Origin of the sequence: Pseudomonas sp. CCI4.2 (assembly GCF_034350045.1) — a bacterium.
In the GTDB taxonomy this organism is placed as follows: domain Bacteria; phylum Pseudomonadota; class Gammaproteobacteria; order Pseudomonadales; family Pseudomonadaceae; genus Aquipseudomonas.
In genome coordinates this window covers 3848734-3869191 of sequence record NZ_CP133781.1, presented here as the reverse complement: position 1 = coordinate 3869191, position 20458 = coordinate 3848734, and the positions used below count along the sequence as shown (strand labels likewise).

Sequence of the window (20458 nt, the reverse complement as noted above, 5' to 3'; positions counted from 1 at the left end):
AACGAAAGCGCGGCTGTCGAAGACGCTGGGGCAGCGTCTCCACAGTCTCTTTTTATGCGTTGCCTGGAATCATCAATCAGGCTGAGCAGCTTACCCTGCCAACCCCACATAGACATTCTGCACATCGTCATGCCCATCAATCGCTTCCAGAAACGCCTCAACATCAGCCATTTCCTCATCACTTAAGCCATCAACCGTGCTTTTAGGCCGATAGCCCAGCTGCGCCGATTGCACGGTAAAACCAAACTCCGGCAGCGCTTTGCACACTGCGTCCAAGTCGGTCAACTCGGTCAAGAACAGCGTAGCGCCCTCTTCACCCGGTTCGAAATCCTGAGCACCGGCTTCGATAGCCGCCAACTCAGCGTCGGCATCGGGCGTAGCGGGCACGGCTTCGATCATCCCAAGATGGTTAAAGTCCCACGACACCGAACCTGCAGCGCCGAGTTGACCCTTGCGAAACAACACGCGAATTTCTGACACCGTGCGATTAATGTTGTCTGTCAGGCACTCGATGATCACCGGAACACGGTGTGGCGCAAAGCCTTCATAGGTCAGGCGCTCAAAGTGCACGCTTTCGCCTAACAGACCCGCCCCTTTCTTGATGGCGCGCTCCAGTGTTTCCTTGGGCATCGAGGCTTTCTTCGCTTGTTCGATGACCAACCGCAAGTGAGAATTCGTGTCTGGATCTGCACCATTGCGCGCGGCAATCATGATTTCCTTGGACAGCTTGCCAAAGATTCGACCCTTGGCGTTCGATGCCGCTTCTTTATGCTTGACCTTCCACTGTGCGCCCATGTTCTTCTCTTGATCGGTGGCTGATAACTGCCGCCGTAGCGGTCAGCAGGCAGCTGACGAAACGGTGGCAAAACGCTGAAATTGGCGGTCATTTTATACGCGATGACGTGAGATGAAACCCCCCGTTGGCCGCCGATGGCAAAACGGATCCTATCTGCAATCAAAATCCGCTTTAGCAACGGGGATACTTACCTTTGACTTGTAGTCCTTTTCCGAATAATCGCGCAGCTCTGACGTTCTGCATCGGCATTCCGTACCCTCTGCCGAGGTTTTTTAGAAGTAAGGAACGAGCCGTTGAGCCAAGACGAGGAAACATGGGTCACCTTGACCGTCGCCAACACCCCGCTGGAATTGCACATCACCCAATTCAGAGGCTATGAAGCACTAAACCGACCGTACCGGTTTGAAATTGATCTGATCAGTCAAACCCCGCATATGGACGTCAGACTGCTGAAATCGCGAGCCGCCTTTCTTTGTTTTGGTGACGTGAACACGGGTATTCATGGCCTGATTGGCAGCATCCTCCCGCTGTACGTTGGCGCAACCCTCAGCCATTTTCGTGTGACCCTTGAACCATGCGTGCAAGCGTTGCAGCAGCGCTATCATCGGCGGCTGTTTCACTGTTTGAGCGTCCCCCAAATCATTGCGCAGCTTCTCGAGGAGCACGGTATTGGCGTTGACCACAGTCGTTTCGAAATGCCAGTGGGGCTGTATCCACCACGGGCAAGCTGTGCCCAGTACGACGAAAATGATCTTCATCTGCTGCAGCGGCTCTGCGCAGAAGAAGGTATTTATTACCGTTTTGAGCATCGCCCCGACCGGCACGTGATTGTTTTTGGCGACGATCCGGCCAGCTTCCCCGAGTTACCGGCACCCACCCGCTACCGAAAAGGCGGCGACAGCGGTGCAAAGGGCCCCACCATCAGCCATATGGCCGAGACCCATGCGTTTAGCGCTCGCCCTAACCGCCACGGGGCTTTTGCCCAGGACTCGCCGCGAACCGCTACGCAGGACAGCGTTCTGATTCCTCGGCACGACCTGGCAGCCAATCAGTCTCGCGATGTCTCTCGCCGCAACGAACATCTGGATGCGACGCAGACCAGGCGCCGCCAGTTGAGCGAACGCACGTTAGAGCGCATGCGCTGCGAGCGGCGACACGTGCACGGTCTTAGTGATCAACCCATGCTGGGCAGCGGCCGAATACTGTGGGTGGCCGCTCATCCCGACGGCGCGTTCAACGACCATTGGTTGCTCACTGAGCTTCACCACGCGGGCAAACAGCCCCAGGTGTTGAAAGGGCTCGACCCGCTAGACAGTGTCGGGATCATTGAACAGGCGTCTTTTGACCATGATCAGTGGCCACGGACCTTGGACCTCGAGTCTGACTTCATGGATGGTCAAGGGATTGCAGCCTTTACTCGCGGCTATCGAAACCACTTTCGGGCTATCCCGTGGGTCATGGCCTATCGCCCGCCACTCACCCCTCATAGGCCAAGAATTGACGGAGATCACACCGCCATATTGATGGGCGCAGACGGCGATCCGGTAACACGTGACGAGCAAGGCCGTGTTCGGGCCACCTTATGCTGGCCACAAACTCAGGCAAATCACGATGCGTCTGTGTGGTTGCCATTGGCCCTCGCAACACCCACCGTCCAGAGACCGGCGGCCTTGCTGGCAGGCACTGAGGTGATGCTGAAACATTTCGACAGTGACCCGGATCGACCGGTCATTTTCAGCACGGTTAAAAACGACGCGACAGCGCTGCAGCGGCCACCGATAAGCATTGATGGTCAAATATTGAACCGCATGGCGCAACACATCCATTTAAGCGCCAGCCAGGCGTTACGCGTTGATGCGCAGTTACCTCTAACCCTGGCCAGTGCGCAAACCCGCATCGAGTTGTATGCCGACTGTATTCGACTGTCTAATCCGAAACGGGTGAATCGCAACGTCTGCGAGGAAGAACCCAGTCCATATGGGACGCTACGGCAATCAGGCCCACTCGATGTCTCGCCCACCCGGCCTGACTTCAGTGCGCTGCTGCACTGGGCGGGCCGGTCTCAACCCGACCCCGAATAATCAATGTCCTTTGAAGAGCGGCTCGCGTTTTTCGATGAACGCAGTCATGCCTTCTTTTTGATCGTCCGTCGCGAAGGCCGCATGGAACACCCGGCGTTCAAAACGGACGCCTTCGGAGAGGCTCACTTCAAAGGCACGGTTAACGCTTTCCTTGACCATCATCGCTACGGGCAGGGATTTCGCAGCGATTTCAGTGGCGACTTTTAACGCCTCTTCCAGCAGTTCATCCACAGGCACCACCCGCGACACCAGCCCGGAACGCTCAGCCTCAGTGGCGTCAATCAGGCGCCCGCTCAAGCACATTTCCATGGCCTTGGCTTTGCCCACCGCGCGGGTCAGGCGCTGGGTGCCGCCCATGCCAGGCAAGACACCCAACTTGATTTCCGGCTGGCCGAATTTGGCGTTATCTGCGGCGAGGATAAAATCGCACATCAGCGCCAGTTCACAGCCCCCGCCCAAGGCAAAACCCGACACAGCGGCGATCATCGGTTTGCGTCGGCTGGCGACGCGATCGCTGTCGGAAAACAAATCATCGAGGTAGATTTGCGGATATGTCAGCTCGGACATCTCCTTGATGTCGGCCCCGGCGGCGAACGCTTTTTTGGAACCGGTCAGGACGATACAACCGATGTCGCGGTTAGCGTCCAGCACGTCAAGCGCCTGGTTCAATTCACTGACCAACTGGGCGTTCAGGGCATTCAAGGCGTGTGGGCGGTTTAACGTAATCAAGCCTACACGACCTCGAATTTCCATCAGAATCGTTTCATAACTCATTGATTTTTATCCATTATAAAATTCATAAAAAATCTGATCAGGTCATACATTCAACGTTAACTAAAGATTACAAGTGACTGATAAACATCATTAAAGACTTCTTGAAATCACTATTCGTTGAATATCGCTGGTGCCTTCATAAATCTGGCAGACCCGCACATCGCGGTATATACGCGCCAAGGGAAAATCATTCAAATAACCGTAGCCACCCAAGGTCTGTAAAGCATTGGAACAGACTTTCTCGGCCATCTCTGACGCAAACAGTTTGGCCATAGACGCTTCTACCAACGCCGGCTTTCCACTGTCACGCAGCGCCGCCGCGTAGTGCACCATTTGCCGGGCAACCGCTATCGAGGTGGCCATGTCCGCCAGGCGAAAGGCTACAGCCTGATGTTCAATCAGCGACTTGCCAAAGGCGGTCCGCTCCTTGGCGTAATCACGCGCTACTTCAAATGCAGCACGGGCCATGCCGATGGATTGAGCCGCTATACCGACGCGCCCTCCTTCGAGGTTGGCCAAGGCAATTTTGTAGCCTTCACCCTCGGCACCCAGGCGCTGATCAATCGGCACTTTGACGTTTTCAAACAGAATCTCGCAGGTGTCGGAGGCGTGCTGGCCCAGCTTCTCTTCCACCTTGGCGACGGTGTAACCCGCAGAGTCGGTCGGCACGATAAACGCGGTGATTCCACGCTTACCGGCGCTGGGGTCGGTTACGGCGAAGACGATCACCACGCCGGCATTTTTCCCGGACGTGATGAACTGCTTGCTGCCGTTCAGTACGTAATGATCACCTTCCAGCCGCGCCCGCGTGCGCAGGTTGCTGGCGTCGGAACCCGCCTGGGCCTCGGTCAAGGCGAAAGCCCCGAGCATCTCGCCACTGGCCAACGGCGTCAGAAACCGCTGCTTCTGTTTTTCGGTACCGAACCTGAGAATTGGCACACAGCCCACTGAGTTGTGCACGCTCATAATGGTCGAACAGGCGCCATCGCCCGCGGCGATCTCTTCCAGGGCCATGGCGTAAGCCAGGTAACCGGTGTCGCAGCCGCCCCATTGCTCAGGGACCAACATGCCAAAGAATCCGAGCTCGGCCATTTCACTGATGGCTTGGCGCGGAAAGGCATGATCGCGGTCCCACTGCGCAGAGAAGGGCCGGAGCCGCTCTTGAGCGAACTGCCGGGCTGCATCGCTAATCTGTTGCTGTTCTTCAGTGGGGAGCATGACCGTTTCCTTGTTTAACGCTTCAGTACAGGCATTCAACCGCGACCGCTGTGGCTTCGCCGCCGCCAATACACACAGCGGCTACGCCGCGTTTAAGACCCTTTTGGCGCAGTGCCGAGATCAGCGTGACCAAAATCCGCGCCCCTGAAGCGCCAATCGGGTGGCCCAACGCACAGGCGCCGCCATGAATATTCAGTTTGCCGTGAGGAATTTCCAGGGTGTTCATCGCGACCAATGCCACCACGGCGAACGCTTCGTTGACCTCAAACAGGTCCACGTCTGCCAGCGACCATTCAACTTTGTTCATCAATTTTTTGATCGCACCGATGGGCGCGGTCGGAAACAAACCCGGCTCATCGGCAAAAGCCGCGTGGCCGTGAATCATTGCCAGAGGCTGCAGCCCACGGTGTTCGGCTTCGGAGCGGCGCATCAACACCAATGCGGCGGCACCATCGGAAATGGAGCTGGAATTGGCAGCGGTCACCGTCCCACCGTCGCGAAACGCCGGTTTCAGGGTCGGAATTTTCTCCAGGCGGGCCTTGGGCGGCTGTTCGTCATCGCTGATCAACCGCTGCTCCTTACCAACGGTGACCTGCACCGGAACAATTTCAGCGGCGAAACTTCCGTTGCTGATGGCCTGTTGCGCACGCACCAGGGACTCCACGGCAAACGCATCTTGCGCTTCGCGGCTGAGACCATTGCGCTCAGCGCAGTCTTCGGCGTAGGTACCCATCAAGCGGCCCTTGTCGTAGGCATCTTCCAGACCGTCGAAAAACATATGGTCAAGCACACGGCCATGGCCCATCCGATAGCCGCTGCGGGCCCGATCAAGCAGATACGGCGCGTTGGACATGCTTTCCATACCACCTGACACCACCACCTTGGCGCTGCCAGCCAACAACGAGTCATGGGCCAAAATGGTGGCCTGCATGCCCGACCCACACATTTTGTTGAGCGTGGTGCAGACCGTCGAATGGCTCAAACCCGCACCCAATGCTGCTTGCCGAGCGGGCGCTTGACCTAAACCAGCCGACAGCACGCAACCGAATAACACTTCGTCGACATCCTGTGGCGCAATGCCTGCACGCTCGACGGCCGCATGAATTGCCGCTGCGCCCAGTTGCGGCGCGGTCAGGCTGGCCAGCGCCCCTTGGAACCCGCCCATGGGTGTACGGGCTGCGCTAACGATGACAATGGGATCTTGAATAGACATTTATGGACTCCTGGTTATGGGTCAGTTACTTGGCGGCCATACGCAAGGCGCCGTCGAGGCGGATGACCTCGCCATTGAGCATGCTGTTTTCGATGATATGCCTGACCAGCGCCGCGTATTCTTGCGGCTTGCCTAGGCGTGGCGGGAACGGCACTCCGGCCGCTAGCGATTCACGCACCTGCTCGGTCATGCCGGCCATCATCGGTGTTTCAAAAATGCCGGGGGCGATGGTCATCACCCGAATACCAAACCGCGCCAGCTCACGCGCTGCGGGCAAGGTCATGCTGACGATAGCGCCTTTGGAGGCTGCATAAGCGGCTTGGCCGATTTGGCCATCGTAGGCCGCCACAGACGCGGTATTAATGATCACGCCTCGTTCGCCCCCCTCATCGGCCTCCGTTTCGGCGATGGCGGCTGCGGCTAATCGCAGCAGGTTAAAGCTGCCGATCAGGTTGATAGTGATCACCCGGCTGAAGCTGTCCAATGCGTGCGGACCGGTTTTACCGAGGATTTTTTCGGCACCCACCACGCCGGCGCAATTCACCAAGCCATGGAGCCCACCGAATGCGGTCACGGCGGCCTCAACGGCAGCCTGCGCCGCCGATTCCTGGCTGACATCGGCTACCGCATAGCGCGCTTGCGCACCCAAGTTTTGCGCCTGAGCGGCGACTGCGGCTTCGTTTATATCCACCAGCATGACCTTGGCGCCCGCGGCCACCAGCATCTGCGCGGTGGCCGCCCCCAAGCCTGAAGCGCCGCCACTCACTAGAAAAACCTTGCCTTCGATCTGCATGAACGTGCCTTCGCTTTTTTGGAATAGCGAAATAGTCGACGTACGGGCAAGCGCGGGCAATGGTCAAAGCGCTCAAGTTGGCTGACTGGTTTGGCCAATGGTCTGCAGAAGCCAGCGTGTTGGCGAGGCGGTGGTTCAGGCTTACGGGCCTCTCGCCACAGTTGGCTCTACAGATTTGTGCATCGCCCGAACCGGTGAGAGCAGGCTCGACTGCGAAGAGGCCCGTCATCGCGCCGCCGATGACGATCTGAACCTGCTGCGCTTGCAATGACGCTTTCGTTGGCAAGCCACCCACAGGGATTAGGGTCTGTGCATCGCCAGTATCTGTGGGACCGAATTCATTCGGGAAAGCGCCGGTCCTGACGCATGCAGCCTCAAACCCCCACGATCAAGCTCCGGTAATGCCCGGGATTGGAGCCGGACCATTTGCGGAAGGCTTTATAGAACGAACTGGTGTCGGCAAACCCCAATCTCGCGGCGATGTCAGCGAAGCTGACGTCAGGATCGGCCAGCCAGACAATCGCCAATTCCTTGCGCACGCTGTCTTTGATGGCTTGGTAGGTCTGGCCTTCTTCCGCCAAGCGCCGGCGCAGGGTTGACGCTGACATGTGCCAGGCCTGGGCCAAGGTCTCGGTCTCCGGCCAGTATTCCGCGGGCTGCGTGCGCAGTTCGTTTTTGATCCGCTGGGCGACGCTTTCCGGGTCGCGGTACTTCACCAGAATATTGCCCGGCGCCCGGGCCAGGAATTGAGTCAACTCCTCGGCGCTGCGCTTGATCGGCAGGTCGAGGCAGTCTGCCGCGAAGATCATTCGAGTACGCGGTCGGTCGAAACGCAGGTTGTCGGAAAACATCACCGCGTAGTCTTCGTAAAAGTCGGGCTTAGCGCAGCGCAACTCGATGGCCAGAATCGGAATCCGTCGCCCCGCGAGCCAACACGCCACCCCGTGAACAATCATCCAATAGGCGAAGTAGGTGAACGCCCGTTGCGGGGGTTGGTCGCGCTCTTCTAGAACGATTTCAGCCAAGGTCTGCTGTCGGAACAGGCTCGCCTGAAAGCCCTCCAGCATCAGCGACAAAAAACTCAAGCCCGACTCAAGCCCTGCCGACACGGTCAACTGGGCCATGGACGAGCGGCAAAGAAACGCCAGGCTGCCCGACTTTAGCCGCCGGGGGTCCATGCCGAAAAACTCATCGTCCAGACGGCGCGCGAGCAAACGCCACAACCGTGCGTAAGCGCTGGCCGTTACCCGCGCATCCGGCTGCGCAAAGGATTCCGGCGCAATACCCACCTTGTTCAACACCTCATCGGTGGCCGCGCCGGGTGTGCAACACTGCAACAACGCCTCGCGCACCAGTTGCATGGAGATGGTGTCTTTTTCCGACATGAATGAGGGCTGCCCTGCTGGCCATATATGTGTGTTTAGGCGTCGCTGGTCATCTTAGGGCGCAAATAGTAAAAAGCCAGTCCCTGCGTTGGAAGCGAACCTATAGTCCCCCGAGGGGTCGCACAGTGGAGCCGCTAAGCGTTCACTTTGCTCAAGGAGACATCGATGCCGCTACGCCCACTTCGCGCCCTACTGGCTTCATTACTGATCATTGCACTTAGCGCCTGCGCGTTATTGCCCAACCGTGACCCACTGAACATCAACGTGGTCGGTATTGAGCCGCTGCAAGGCCAAGGCCTGGAAGTGCGCTTTGCGGTCAAGCTGCGGCTGCAAAACCCCAATGAGACGGCCATCGATTATTCCGGGGTTGCCCTCGACCTTGATGTGAACGGCAAGCTCTTGGCGTCTGGCGTCAGCGATCAACGCGGCACTATCGGACGTTTCTCCGAAGCCGTGCTGGTGGTGCCGGTGACGGTTTCCGCGTTTGCTGCGTTGCGCCAGGCCGTCGGTCTTAGCCAAAGCGAAGGGATCGACAATTTACCCTACGTGCTGCATGGCAAGCTGGCGGGCGGTTTGTTTGGGACGATGCGCTTCAGTGACAGCGGCACCCTCAGCCTGCCCCGCGCCGACGGCAGTTGGTGAGTCTATTTGGTCGCGGCGACTAAACGGTTCACTTCACTGCGCACCATGTTGGCGTATTCCGGTGGGGACATAAGGTCGAGCTCGGAACGGACCCACTCGGACCATTTGCCCTTGCGCTTGGAGCGTTCGCCCATCAGCCTTGCGGCATCGCTCTTGGCTTTGCCCAAGTTGCTCTGCCAAAGGTCGAACAATCTGGATTTTTCATCTTCAAGCGCCGCGCGCTCGGTGATAGGCCGGTTGGCAAGGTTAAAGCTCATACGAATCACCTGTGACTGAAAACGGCTGCATCTTACACTGCCGAGTGAAGTTTCCGAGGCGACATTGTTTGCCGAGTTGAGGGACGAAAGCAAAAAACACTGCAACTTTTCCGCTCACCGGGGCTCCATTGCTCACTGTCGTAATCAACTGGAAGGATGAAATCATGGCGCGCAAAACTGATGCTCAAAACACCGCCGAGCAAATCAAGGATCAAGCATTCAGTGAGTTACAGGCGCTGATCGAGGAATCAGACAAGTTGCTCAAGGACAGCGCCGCGCTGGTCGGTGAGGACGCTGCCACCCTGCGTGAGCAGTTGAGCCAAAAGCTCAAACAAGCGCTGGATTCGGTGTCCAGTGTGCGTGAAAGGACCAAGCCGGCTGTCGACGCCACCGAAACCTACATCGGTGGTCATCCGTGGCAGACCGTTGCGGTATCTGCCGGGTTTGGCTTGGTGATTGGTCTGCTGCTTGGGCGTCGCTCTTAAGTCGTTCGCTGGGGCGGTGTGTCTGACACACCGCTTCGCTAGACCGACGATTCAGGCTGTATGCGCACTGACTCAGACAGGATGCTGAGGCACCAATGTTTGCAGTTGACGCGCAAAATAATCGGCGGTGAATTGATGAGTCGCCGATTCTTTTACCCCGATGCGTCGGGTCATCTGCCACTCGCTGCCGTCGGCATCCAAGGTCAATGACACTTGCTCCTGCGCGTGGACGCTCAGGCCAGTGGCGGCAATCGAAATCAAGCCTTTAGGGCCCATTGCATCGGGCACGAACACAACCTGCCGTCCAGCAAATGACAAGGTCAAACGCTGAGTACGAAACGGTGAGTTCTCGTCTGGATAGCCCTTGCTTTGCGCCTGGTGCGGCTCGTATTCAAACTCCATCTGGCCAGTGCTTTTAAGCGGTGCCATCCAGCTTTCGATCTGCTGGTACAGGCCTGAAATACCGGATTCCCAGCGCGCAAGGTCAGTGTGGAACTGCTGGTGTTTATGCTCTTCGTTGCGTTGATTGGCGCTCAGTAACTCGCCTAACCGTTGTACTTCGTCCATAAATTGCTCCCGCAGTCGCTTGCTTGATAAGGCGCAGGTGTTAACACACCCGTGTTTGAGTGTCGCGTTGCAACTGAATGTGGAGAATCGTATCGAACGCGAGCCGATTACTGGCTACAGCGTGTGGTCGACGATAGACGACTCATAACTCATCTTCAGCGCCAATTGCGCGCGTTTTTCTTCAGCGGCGGCCTTGGAGTTGAATGGGCCGAGCAATACGCGCTCCTTCCCGTCACGAACGGCGACAAAAGACGGAAAACCGTGCTCGACGAGCCTGTCGGTCAAGTCACTGACGGCCTTGGGGTCTTCGACCAAAACGTCCCACTGAGGTACTGAAACCTGAGCCACGGCTGGCGCCTGCACTTTCGCAGGCTTATCCGCTGCCCCCTCGCCACACCCAGCCAACATCAAAACAGCTACCGCCATGAGCAATCCGCGCACGATTCTTCCCTCCCGTGTGAAGTGTCGGGAGTTTATCACTCCCACGCTTCCTACAGGCGCGAACGAAACGGCGACTTTTGGGTGATTTACAAGAGGCAATACAAGGCCGACGTCAATGCGTAAGGCTGTCGATCATCCCCTGACCTATAAGAATGCCGGCGTGATGGGCTTCGTCGTAAGACTCGTAACCGCGGCCGCAAACGTTGATGGCCGGCGAGGCGGCTTGGTGGTTCAACGTCACGGTCACTTGAACGATGAAATCAACAGTGTCGAGAACGCCTGGCGGACAAACAACCAAAACATCGATCACTTGCCCCCGGTAAACGTCCGAGAACGTCCGGCAAGGCATGTCCATACGAGTACTCTTTTAGTCGATTAAGCTGTTTCGACTACGTTATCGACCATTTGTTGCAAAATAGCATCCAATTTGACGATGATCGGTACTCTTGTTTTCCCGACCTTCAGATCAGGGTATCAGCTTGCACGGTAGGCTTGGGCTCAGCCAACACCGCTTCAAGCCGATTATCGTTCATTGCCTGGATCGCCCGCGTGGCCTTGGCTTGATCGAAAGAGCCGTCCCATTTGGCGATGGCAATGGTGCCAATGCCGTTGCCGATCAGGTTAGTCACTGCACGCGCTTCGTTAAGGAAGCGGTCGACGCCCAGCAGCAGGACCAAGCCCACCAGCGGAATCGCGTGGATCACCGACAATGTCGCGGCCAGCGTGACAAACCCTGCACCCGCGACCCCTGCCGACCCTTTGGAGGTCAGCAACAACACACCTAAAACCACCAACTGATCCATCAAACTCAACGGTGTGTTGGTGGCTTGGGCGACGAAGATCGCGGCCATGGTCAGGTAGATACAGGTGCCGTCGGAGTTGAAGGTGTACCCCGTCGGCAATACCAACCCGACCACTGATTTTTCACAACCCAGCGCTTCGAGCTTGACCATCATTCGCGGCAACACAGCTTCGGTCGAACAGGTGCCCAGCGTTACCAGGATCTCGTCCTTGAAATAACGCAAGAACTGCAACAACGGCAACCCCGACCAGCGCGCCACGGTGCCGAGCACGACCACGATGAAAATCAGCGTGGTGACGTACAACGCGATTAACAGTTGCCCCAACGACAACAACGTACCAATCCCGTATTTGCCGATGGTGAACGCCATACCCGCGCCCGCGCCCAAGGGTGCCAGGCGCATCACCATCGCAACGATACGAAACAGGCACTGCAACAGCATGTCGATGACCGAGACCAGCGGCTTAGCGGTTTCGCCCAACTGCACCAAGGCGATACCCATCAGCACCGAGACCAGAATCACCTGAAGCATCGCGCCCTTGGCGAACGCATCGAACAAAGTGGTCGGGATGATATCGAGGAAGAACTGAATGATGCCGCCTTGGGCAGCCGCCGCTTGGGTGTAGCTGGTGATCGCACTGCCGTTGATGGTGCTGATGTCGACGTTCATGCCGACACCCGGCTTGAGTACGTTAACCACGATCAAACCGATGACCAGCGCCAGGGTCGACAGCACTTCAAAGTAGATCAGCGCCTTGGCGCCGATGCGCCCGACCTCCTTGACGCTGCCCATTTTGGCGATGCCGACCACCACCGTCCCGAAAATAATCGGCGCCAGCAGCATTTTGATCAGTTTGATGAAGCCATCGGCAATGGGTTGTAGCTTGGCACCGAGGTCAGGAACGAAGAAGCCAATAGCGCCACCAATGACGATGCCGATCAGTACTTGGATGTAGAGTTGGCCGTACCAGCGGGCCGGAGCATTATCCACGGGGTGTACCTCATGTTTATTTTTATAGTGAGCAAGCATCGAGCCTTCCGGGAAAGCCGTGCGGCTCGACGCCAAAGACCTCGCCGAGCCGCGAACCTCATGACCATTTTGCTATCACGCGCGCTCGCCCAACTCACGCATCACCGCGTACAACGCCGATTTGGCTTCAAAGCCCACGCCTGGAATGTCCGGCAACCCTACGTAACCGTTTTCAACACGAATACCGTCAGCAAAACCGCCAAAAGGCTGGAACACATCGGGGTAGGATTCGTTGCCGCCAAGATGCAAACCGGCCGCGATGTTCAGCGACATTTGGTGGCCGCCATGGGGTACGACGCGACGCGATGACCAGCCCATTTCCTCCATGACTTCGAGGGTCCGCAGGTATTCCACTAAGCCGTAGGACAGCGCGCAGTCAAATTGCAGGAAATCGCGATCCGGGCGCATGCCGCCGTGACGCAGCAAGTTACGTGCATCTTGGTGGGAAAACAGGTTTTCACCGGTGGCCATCGGCAGGTCGTAATGATTGGCCAACTCGGCTTGTAGGGCGTAATCCAGTGGATCGCCTGCTTCTTCGTACCAAAACAAGTTGTACGGCTTGATTGCCTCGGCGTAGGCGATCGCGGTTTTCAAGTCAAAACGGCCGTTGGCATCGACTGCCAGGCGCTGACCATCACCGACCACTTCCAGCACGGCTTCAATCCGACGCAGGTCTTCATCCAGCGACACGGCGCCGATTTTCATTTTCACCACGTCGTAACCGCGGTCCAGGTAGCTGCGCATTTCTGCCTGCAACTTGGTTTGGTCTTTGCCGGGGTAGTAATAACCGCCTGCCGCGTAGACCCAGACTTTGCTGTCTGCTACACCGCCGCGATAACGGTCGGCCAGCACCCGGTACAGCGGTTTGCCTTCAATTTTGGCCACTGCGTCCCACACCGCCATGTCAATGGTGCCCACCGCAACCGAGCGCTCACCGTGGCCGCCGGGTTTTTCGTTGGTCATCAGGGCTTTCCAGATGGCAAACGGGTCAAGGTTGTTGTGTTCTTTATCGATCAGGCTTTCAGGGTCAGCTTCCAGCACACGCGCCAGAAAGCGGTCACGCATCAACGCGCCTTGCCCATAACGACCGTTGGAGTTGAAGCCATAGCCGATCACCGGCTTGCCATCGCGGATTACATCGGTGACGACCGCTACCACCGAACAGGTCATCTTGGAAAAGTCGATGTAGGCGTTGGCAATAGGGGATGCGATAGAAACCGTCTTCTCGCGAATGTCCACGATACGCATGGTGAATCCTCTCTTAGTGATTATGTTCAAGCAGGTCGCCACTCTAAAACTGGACGTTGCAGCGCGGCCAATGCTAAAAACACCGCACTTCATGCAGGAACGGCATTGCGATGGAACTGGTGTGGCTGGAAGATTTCAACGCGCTCGCGGACAGCGGGAATTTCTCCCGTGCAGCCGAGCTGCGACACGTAACCCAACCGGCATTTAGCCGGCGCATACGCGCGCTGGAAACCTGGGTGGGGGTCGATTTGTTCGAGCGCACCACCCAAGGCGCGGCTCTGACCGAGGCGGGCAAACACATGCTGACCAGCGCCCAGGAAATGACTCGGCGCCTGTATCAGATGCGACTGGATGCGCGGGAAGTGGCGGGTAAACAAGTGCGTACGCTGCACTTTGCTGCCACTCATTCGTTATCGTTCACCTTCTTTCCAGGCTGGATCAGAGGCATCGAGCGCGGCGCGCCAATCGAAGCTCTTCGCTTACTTTCGGACAGCATGATGGTCTGCGAGCAAATGCTCTTGCATGGCGAAGTTCAGTTTTTGCTCTGCCATCAACACCCTGACGTTCCCCCCCGCTTTGCCGCAGACCAGTTTCATTCCAAGGCGGTGGGCGGTGATGTGCTGACGCCGTTACGGGCTGCGGATTTTCTGACCGAGGGCGACTCCGCTCCGTTGCAGCATTTGGCCTACACCGCAGAGTCCGGCCTGGGACGGATCGTCGGCGCGCGCTTGCAGGGTGAACAGTCCCCACCCGCGCTGAACACGGTGTTCAGTTCGCACTTGGCCGCTGTTCTGTTGTCAATGGCACTGGAAGGCAAAGGCATCGCCTGGCTGCCCCGGTCCTTGGCGGAACAAGAAGTGAGCAGCGGCAAGCTGGTGCGGGCGCTGGATGAGCGCTGGGACATCCCTGTAGAAATCCGTCTGTTTCGACCTAACGCGGCGTTGAGTGATTTTGCTGAGGACTTCTGGGCTCGGCTTTGATCTGTCCTGACCTGCGATATTTCCCCCGACTGTCTGGAGTCAATGATGCCCAAAGCGCCCTTCTCTCCTTACCAATCGTTGGCCGAAATCCTGTTGACCCAAGCAGGTCAAAGCCAGTCAGACGGCTCCCACGACCTCTCTCATCTGTATCGGGTGTGGAGCAATGCTTGCTCGATTCATCGTGATGAAGGCGGTGATCTTGAAGTGCTATTGGCCGCGACCCTGTTGCATGACTGTGTGTCCGTCGAGAAGAACTCGCCGTTAAGGTCGCAGGCCTCTCGATTGGCCGCCGAAAAAGCGGCTTCCTTGCTCAAGGCGCTGGATTGGCCCCAGGACCGAATCGATGCCGTCGCCCACGCCGTGGAAGCCCACAGCTTCTCGGCCGCTATCACCCCGACCACCCTCGAAGCAAAAATCGTCCAGGACGCCGACCGACTCGACGCCATCGGCATGCTCGGCGTCGCCCGTTGTTTCTACACCGCAGGCCGTATGGGCAGCGCCATGTACGACGCCACCGACGCCAACGCGCAGCACCGCGAGCTTGATGACAAACGCTTCGCCGTTGATCACTTCCATACCAAATTACTGCACGTGGCGGATGGTTTTCAGACAGCGACTGGGGCACGTATTGCAGCGTTGAGGCACGAGCGGCTGAAGCGGTTTTTGGATGAGTTCATGGAAGAGGTTGGGGCTGATTGACCGGGGGTAGCTCCGAAGGCCCTCCGCTAACAAATGGCTCCTACAGATGGCCGCTCGCCCATGGATGTTAGGTACTCACTGATCCAGATCCGCCGAAGTCCCCTGTGGGAGATTGGCTTGCCAACGAAAGCGTCGTTACCGGCGACCCAGGTTTCAAGTCGACATCAGTGGCGCGATTACGGGCCTCTTCGCAGGCAAGCCTGCTCCCACAGAATGCGCGGCGGCGTGAGTCTTTCGGCCGATGAAATCCAAGAGCTGTATCGGCTTCGCAGCCTTCGGCAGCTCCCACAGTTTCAGTGTTTGCTGCGCGACAGTGCGGCGTCGAAGACGTGGCGGACCCTCCCACAGAGACGTGGCCAGTCACGAACTTGGGATTCGATGAGGTCCTTATTTGGCGCACTTATCCAACAGCGCGCAGGCATCAATGAAGTTCATCTTCTTTTTACGCATTGCGTCTTGAACGGTCTGTGTGGCTTTTTGCAGGGCTGCACTGGGTTTGGCCCACTGTTCGGCGGGAATGGGTTGGGACCAACGCTGCACCGCTTCAGGCAGAACGGGCGAGCCGGCTTTATGGCCCCATTCTGCGAGCAGGTAAGGCATTTTCCAGAAGGTCAAAACGCGGCGCACGTACCACCAACGCAGTGGCCAGCGGGTGCGGGGTTCCAAGCCTATTTCGGCTATGTATTCATCGCTGAACGAGCAGTGCAAATCCCCCATATCCTCTTTAACTCTCCGTTCTACATTCCATGTGTGCAGTCCTTCATACGGACGCAATTCGTCTTCGTTTAAATCACGCCCCAGCATTAGTCTCATCCAGTCACCGGTCTGATCCTTGGGTATGCCTTGCTCCATGTACAAGCGGATCGCTTCCCATGTACCGATGGCGTGGGCTTGACTGGGCTTACTGGCCAGGACGAACTGCACGGTGTCGTTCTTTTCATCCTCAAGCCCCATGCCGAACTCGAAAAATTGAACGCTGCCGTATTGACCCATCATTTCAGACTGGGACACCCAAGCGACCACGCTCTCCCATGGCACGATCAACACTTCATGGGTGTCGCTGTCGACAAAACAGACTTCACGGCGTTGGCGGTTAAAACGTATTGGGTATTGTTTGGCGCTTGTGCGGACGCCTTGAAGAGTGGCGTGCCAACATATCCCTAGCAGGGATACTGCCGTCAATACACGCGCTTCAATATGAACCTGAAATCCTAGGCCGACTATTTGCCAGAAATCACGTTCTATATCGACGGGGGAAAAAACCACTACGAACGCTGCCATAAAAAATGGAGATATTACTGTCATGAACAACACAATCCAGATCACGAAAGCCAGCATTTTCCCCTGCTCAACCATGCCATTATTATTCCCTCCTATCTGCAAATATTCTTCGCTCATCTCCGAGAAATTCTGGGTACTAATGGCCGGCTGCCCAGTGAAGACCGGCAGCGGGGACAGGTACAATATTTCTTCCGCACCGCTCTTCCGAATTTCTCCAACGCGGGGTCTATTGTTTTTTATGTCTGGCTTCGCTGCGGACGGCAGTTTTTTTGGATTGCGCCGGTACAGTTTATTGAGCATTTTTTTCCAACAGCGCGCAGGCATCAATGAAGTTCATCTTCTTTTTACGCATCGCGTCTTGAACGGTCTGAGTGGCTTTTTGTAGGGCTGCACTGGGTTTGGCCCACTGTTCGGCGGGAATGGGTTGGGACCAACGCTGCACCGCTTCAGGCAGAACGGGCGAGCCGGCTTTATGGCCCCATTCTGCGAGCAGGTAAGGCATTTTCCAGAAGGTCAAAACGCGGCGCACGTACCACCAACGCAGTGGCCAGCGGGTGCGGGGTTCCAAGCCTATTTCGGCTATGTATTCATCGCTGAACGAGCAGTGCAAATCCCCCATATCCTCTTTAACTCTCCGTTCTACATACCATGTGTGCAGTCCTTCATACGGACGCAATTCGTCTTCGTTTAAATCACGCCCCAGCATTAGTCTCATCCAGTCACCGGTCTGATCCTTGGGTATGCCTTGCTCCATGTACAAGCGGATCGCTTCCCATGTACCGATGGCGTGGGCTTGACTGGGCTTACTGGCCAGGACGAACTGCACGGTGTCGTTCTTTTCGTCCTCAAGCCCCATGCCGAACTCGAAAAATTGAATGCTGCCGTATTGACCCATCATTTCTGACTGGGATACCCAAGCGACAACGCTCTCCCATGGCACGATCAATACTTCATGGGTGTCGCTGTCAACAAAACAGACTTCGCGGCGTTGGCGGTTAAAACGTATTGGGTATTGTTTGGCACTTGTGCGGACGCCCTCAAGCGTAGCGTGCCAACACATGCCTAATAAGCACGCTCCTATAAACATGCGAGCGAAGGGTTCTGTCTGAAATCCAAGGCCGACCACCTGCCAAAAGTCGTATTCGATATGAGCAGGTGAAAAAAAAACACCAACTATCGCCATAAAAAACGGAAATATAATCGTTATGAACAACACAATCCAGATCACGAAAGCCAGCATTTTCCCCTGCTCAACCATGCCATTATTATTCCCTCCTATCTGCAAATATTCTTCGCTCATCTCCGAGAAATTCTGGGTACTAATGGCCGGCTGCCCAGTGAAGACAGGCAGCGGGGACAGGTACAATATTTCTTCCGCACCGCTCTTCCGAACTTCTCCAACGCGGGGCCTGTTGTTTTTTATGTCTGGCTTCGCTACGGACGGCAATTTGTTTGGTTTGCGCCGGTACAGTTTATTGAGCATTTCTTTCCAACAGCGCGCAGGCATCAATGAAGTTCATCTTCTTTTTACGCATTGCGTCTTGAACGGTCTGTGTGGCTTTTTGTAGGGCGGCGCTGGGTTTGGCCCACTGTTCGGCGGGAATGGGTTGTGACCAACGTTGCACGGTTTCAGGCAAAACGGGCGAACCGGCTTTATGGCCCCATTCTGCGAGCAGGTAAGGCATTTTCCAGAAGGTCAAAACGCGGCGCACGTACCACCAACGCAGTGGCCAGCGGGTGCGGGGTTCAAGGCCTATTTCGGCCATGCGTTCATCACTGATCGGCATATGTAAGCTGCCCATGTCTTCTTTGATTCGTCGCTCCACGTTCCATGTATGCAGTCCTTCATACGGACGCAACTCATCTTCTGTTAAATCACGGCCTATCATCCATACCGACAGGTCATCCGCCTGGCTTGGTATGCCTTGTTCCATATACCGGCGAATTGCCTCCCACGTACCAATGGCATGAGCTTGGCTGGGCTTACTGGCCAGGACGAACTGCACGGTGTCGTTCTTTTCATCCTCAAGCCCCATGCCGAACTCGAAAAATTGAATGCTGCCGTATTGACCCATCATTTCTGACTGGGACACCCAAGCGACAACGCTCTCCCATGGCACGATCAACACTTCATGGGTGTCGCTGTCGACAAAACAGACTTCGCGGCGTTGGCGGTTAAAACGTATTGGGTATTGTTTGCCACTTGTGCGGACGCCTTGAAGAGTGGCGTGCCAACATATACCAAGCAAAACAACCCCCGTAAGTATAACCGCTTCGAGATTAGCCCGAATTGCCATCCAAAGAAGCTCCCAAAAAAAGCGCTCGATATCAGGAGGAGAAAACACAACCATCATCGTCGCCGCGATTAGCGGAAATATAAATAACATTATCAATATTATCCAGATTGTCCACGCCAGCAACTTTCCTTGCATCACCATGCCGTTGTTACTTCCCCCCATCTGCAGATAGACATCGTTCATTTCGGAAAAGTTCTGGGTACTAATAGGCTGCTGCCCGGTAAAAACCGGCAGCGGGGCGAGATACAGAATTTCCTCCGGCCCGTTCTTCCGAACTTCTCCAATGCGGGGTCTATTGTTTTTTATGTCTGGCTTCGCTACGAACGGCAGTTTGTTTGGTTTGCGCCGGTACAGTTTATTGAGCATTTTTTTCCAACAGCGCGCAGGCATCAATGAAGTTCATCTTCTTTTTACGCATCGCGTCTTGAACGGTCTGCGTGGCTTTTTCCAGCGCTGCGCTGGGTTTGGCCCACTGCTCGGCGGGAATGGGTTGGGACCAACGTTGCACCGCTTCAGGCAGAACGGGCGAGCCGGCTTTATGGCCCCATTCTGCGAGCATGTAAGGCATTTTCCAGAAGGTCAAAACGCGGCGCACGTACCACCAACGCAGTGGCCAGCGGCTGCGGGGTTCAAGGCCTATTTCGGCCATGCGCTCATCACTGATCGGCATATGTAAGCTGCCCGTGTCTTCTTTGATTCGTCGCTCCACGTTCCACGTATGCAGTCCTTCATACGGACGCAACTCATCTTCTGTTAAATCACGGCCTATCATCCATACCGACAGGTCATCCGCCTCGCTTGGTATGCCTTGTTCCATATACCGGCGAATTGCCTCCCACGTACCAATGGCATGAGCTTGGCTGGGCTTACTGGCCAGGACGAACTGCACGGTGTCGTTCTTTTCATCCTCAAGTCCCATGCCGAACTCGAAAAATTGAACGCTGCCGTATTGACCCATCATTTCAGACTGGGACACCCAGGCGACCACGCTCTCCCATGGCACGATCAACACTTCATGGGTGTCGCTGTCGACAAAACAAACTTCGCGGCGTTGGCGATTGAAACGCAGGGGGTATTGTTTGGCACTTGTGCGGACGCCTTGAAGAGTGGCGTGCCAACACATGCCTAATAAGCACGCTCCTATAAACATGCGAGCGAAGGGTTCTGTCTGAAATCCAAGGCCGACCACCTGCCAAAAGTCGTATTCGATATGAGCAGGTGAAAAAAAAACACCAACTATCGCCATAAAAAACGGAAATATAATCGTTATGAACAACACAATCCAGATCACGAAAGCCAGCATTTTCCCCTGCTCAACCATGCCATTATTATTCCCTCCTATCTGCAAATATTCTTCGCTCATCTCCGAGAAATTCTGGGTACTAATGGCCGGCTGCCCAGTGAAGACCGGTAGCGGGGACAGGTACAATATTTCTTCAGCACCGTTTTTCCGAACCTCCCCCACGCGA

21 protein-coding genes are annotated in these 20458 nt (G+C 56.2%); 5 read left to right on the top strand and 16 right to left on the bottom strand.

The features are described 5' to 3' along the window. Positions 1-90 precede the first annotated feature (90 nt). Positions 91-795 carry a YebC/PmpR family DNA-binding transcriptional regulator gene (locus RHM65_RS17615; RefSeq protein WP_322164657.1) on the bottom strand — a complete coding sequence of 235 codons (705 nt, stop codon included), beginning with the start codon at positions 793-795 and terminating at the stop codon, positions 91-93. A 294-nt stretch (positions 796-1089) separates the two neighbouring features. Here RHM65_RS17615 and tssI point away from each other — a divergent pair, with 294 nt between their 5' ends. Next, positions 1090-2877: a type VI secretion system tip protein TssI/VgrG gene (gene tssI, locus RHM65_RS17610; RefSeq protein ID WP_322164658.1), complete on the top strand. Its 1788-nt coding sequence runs from the start codon at positions 1090-1092 to the stop codon at positions 2875-2877. Here tssI and RHM65_RS17605 read toward each other — a convergent pair whose 3' ends face one another. From RHM65_RS17605 to RHM65_RS17585, 5 genes are all read right to left on the bottom strand, one after another. Continuing rightward, complete coding sequence (locus tag RHM65_RS17605; RefSeq protein WP_322164659.1) at positions 2878-3651, bottom strand: enoyl-CoA hydratase; 774 nt, start codon at positions 3649-3651, stop codon at positions 2878-2880. A 90-nt stretch (positions 3652-3741) separates the two neighbouring features. After that, positions 3742-4869 carry an acyl-CoA dehydrogenase gene (locus RHM65_RS17600; RefSeq protein WP_322164660.1) on the bottom strand — a complete coding sequence of 376 codons (1128 nt, stop codon included), beginning with the start codon at positions 4867-4869 and terminating at the stop codon, positions 3742-3744. Positions 4870-4891: 22 nt separating this feature from the next. After that, positions 4892-6082, bottom strand: a complete 1191-nt coding sequence (locus tag RHM65_RS17595; protein ID WP_322164661.1) for an acetyl-CoA C-acyltransferase — start codon at positions 6080-6082, stop codon at positions 4892-4894. A gap of 25 nt (positions 6083-6107) precedes the next feature. After that, positions 6108-6875 (bottom strand): SDR family NAD(P)-dependent oxidoreductase, encoded by a 768-nt coding sequence (locus RHM65_RS17590; protein ID WP_322164663.1) that lies wholly within the window; start codon positions 6873-6875, stop codon positions 6108-6110. Between the two features lie 374 nt (positions 6876-7249). Then, positions 7250-8260 carry an AraC family transcriptional regulator gene (locus RHM65_RS17585; protein WP_322164667.1) on the bottom strand — a complete coding sequence of 337 codons (1011 nt, stop codon included), beginning with the start codon at positions 8258-8260 and terminating at the stop codon, positions 7250-7252. A gap of 165 nt (positions 8261-8425) precedes the next feature. Between RHM65_RS17585 and RHM65_RS17580 the strand changes: the two genes are divergently transcribed. Next, the gene (locus tag RHM65_RS17580; RefSeq protein ID WP_322164668.1) at positions 8426-8902 is read left to right on the top strand and encodes an LEA type 2 family protein; all 477 of its coding nucleotides are present in this window, start codon (positions 8426-8428) and stop codon (positions 8900-8902) included. 2 nt (positions 8903-8904) lie between these two features. On the opposite strand, the gene RHM65_RS17575 is transcribed toward RHM65_RS17580, so the two are convergent. Next, entirely contained in the window at positions 8905-9159 is a 255-nt protein-coding gene (locus RHM65_RS17575; RefSeq protein WP_322164670.1) for a hypothetical protein, read from the bottom strand. Positions 9160-9323: 164 nt separating this feature from the next. On the opposite strand from RHM65_RS17575, the gene RHM65_RS17570 reads away from it, so the two are divergent. Further along, a complete protein-coding gene (locus tag RHM65_RS17570) occupies positions 9324-9644 on the top strand; it encodes a DUF883 family protein (RefSeq protein ID WP_322164672.1) in 321 nt (106 codons plus the stop codon). Positions 9645-9716: 72 nt separating this feature from the next. Here RHM65_RS17570 and RHM65_RS17565 read toward each other — a convergent pair whose 3' ends face one another. From RHM65_RS17565 to RHM65_RS17545, 5 genes are all read right to left on the bottom strand, one after another. Further along, positions 9717-10211 carry a hypothetical protein gene (locus RHM65_RS17565; RefSeq protein WP_322164673.1) on the bottom strand — a complete coding sequence of 165 codons (495 nt, stop codon included), beginning with the start codon at positions 10209-10211 and terminating at the stop codon, positions 9717-9719. Positions 10212-10325: 114 nt separating this feature from the next. Beyond that, positions 10326-10652 carry an SPOR domain-containing protein gene (locus RHM65_RS17560; protein WP_416194703.1) on the bottom strand — a complete coding sequence of 109 codons (327 nt, stop codon included), beginning with the start codon at positions 10650-10652 and terminating at the stop codon, positions 10326-10328. Positions 10653-10764: 112 nt separating this feature from the next. Continuing rightward, on the bottom strand, positions 10765-11007 hold the full coding sequence (locus tag RHM65_RS17555) for a hypothetical protein (RefSeq protein WP_322164675.1): 243 nt from the start codon (positions 11005-11007) through the stop codon (positions 10765-10767). A 106-nt stretch (positions 11008-11113) separates the two neighbouring features. Next, on the bottom strand, positions 11114-12445 hold the full coding sequence (dctA, locus tag RHM65_RS17550) for a C4-dicarboxylate transporter DctA (protein WP_322164676.1): 1332 nt from the start codon (positions 12443-12445) through the stop codon (positions 11114-11116). Between the two features lie 114 nt (positions 12446-12559). Beyond that, complete coding sequence (locus RHM65_RS17545) at positions 12560-13732, bottom strand: mandelate racemase/muconate lactonizing enzyme family protein (RefSeq protein WP_322164677.1); 1173 nt, start codon at positions 13730-13732, stop codon at positions 12560-12562. Between the two features lie 110 nt (positions 13733-13842). Between RHM65_RS17545 and RHM65_RS17540 the strand changes: the two genes are divergently transcribed. Continuing rightward, a complete protein-coding gene (locus RHM65_RS17540; protein ID WP_322164678.1) occupies positions 13843-14712 on the top strand; it encodes a LysR family transcriptional regulator in 870 nt (289 codons plus the stop codon). 45 nt (positions 14713-14757) lie between these two features. Further along, the gene (locus tag RHM65_RS17535) at positions 14758-15411 is read left to right on the top strand and encodes an HD domain-containing protein (protein ID WP_322183840.1); all 654 of its coding nucleotides are present in this window, start codon (positions 14758-14760) and stop codon (positions 15409-15411) included. A 387-nt stretch (positions 15412-15798) separates the two neighbouring features. Here RHM65_RS17535 and RHM65_RS17530 read toward each other — a convergent pair whose 3' ends face one another. The 4 genes from RHM65_RS17530 to RHM65_RS17515 are packed head-to-tail and all read right to left on the bottom strand — an operon-like array spanning position 15799 to position 20352. Next, on the bottom strand, positions 15799-17016 hold the full coding sequence (locus RHM65_RS17530) for a hypothetical protein (RefSeq protein ID WP_416194806.1): 1218 nt from the start codon (positions 17014-17016) through the stop codon (positions 15799-15801). Next, positions 16982-18175 carry a hypothetical protein gene (locus tag RHM65_RS17525; RefSeq protein WP_322164681.1) on the bottom strand — a complete coding sequence of 398 codons (1194 nt, stop codon included), beginning with the start codon at positions 18173-18175 and terminating at the stop codon, positions 16982-16984. Before RHM65_RS17525 ends, RHM65_RS17530 begins: the two co-directional genes overlap by 35 nt. Next, entirely contained in the window at positions 18165-19355 is a 1191-nt protein-coding gene (locus RHM65_RS17520) for a hypothetical protein (RefSeq protein WP_322164682.1), read from the bottom strand. Before RHM65_RS17520 ends, RHM65_RS17525 begins: the two co-directional genes overlap by 11 nt. Next, positions 19345-20352 carry a hypothetical protein gene (locus RHM65_RS17515; protein ID WP_322183838.1) on the bottom strand — a complete coding sequence of 336 codons (1008 nt, stop codon included), beginning with the start codon at positions 20350-20352 and terminating at the stop codon, positions 19345-19347. Before RHM65_RS17515 ends, RHM65_RS17520 begins: the two co-directional genes overlap by 11 nt. Positions 20353-20458 lie beyond the last annotated feature (106 nt).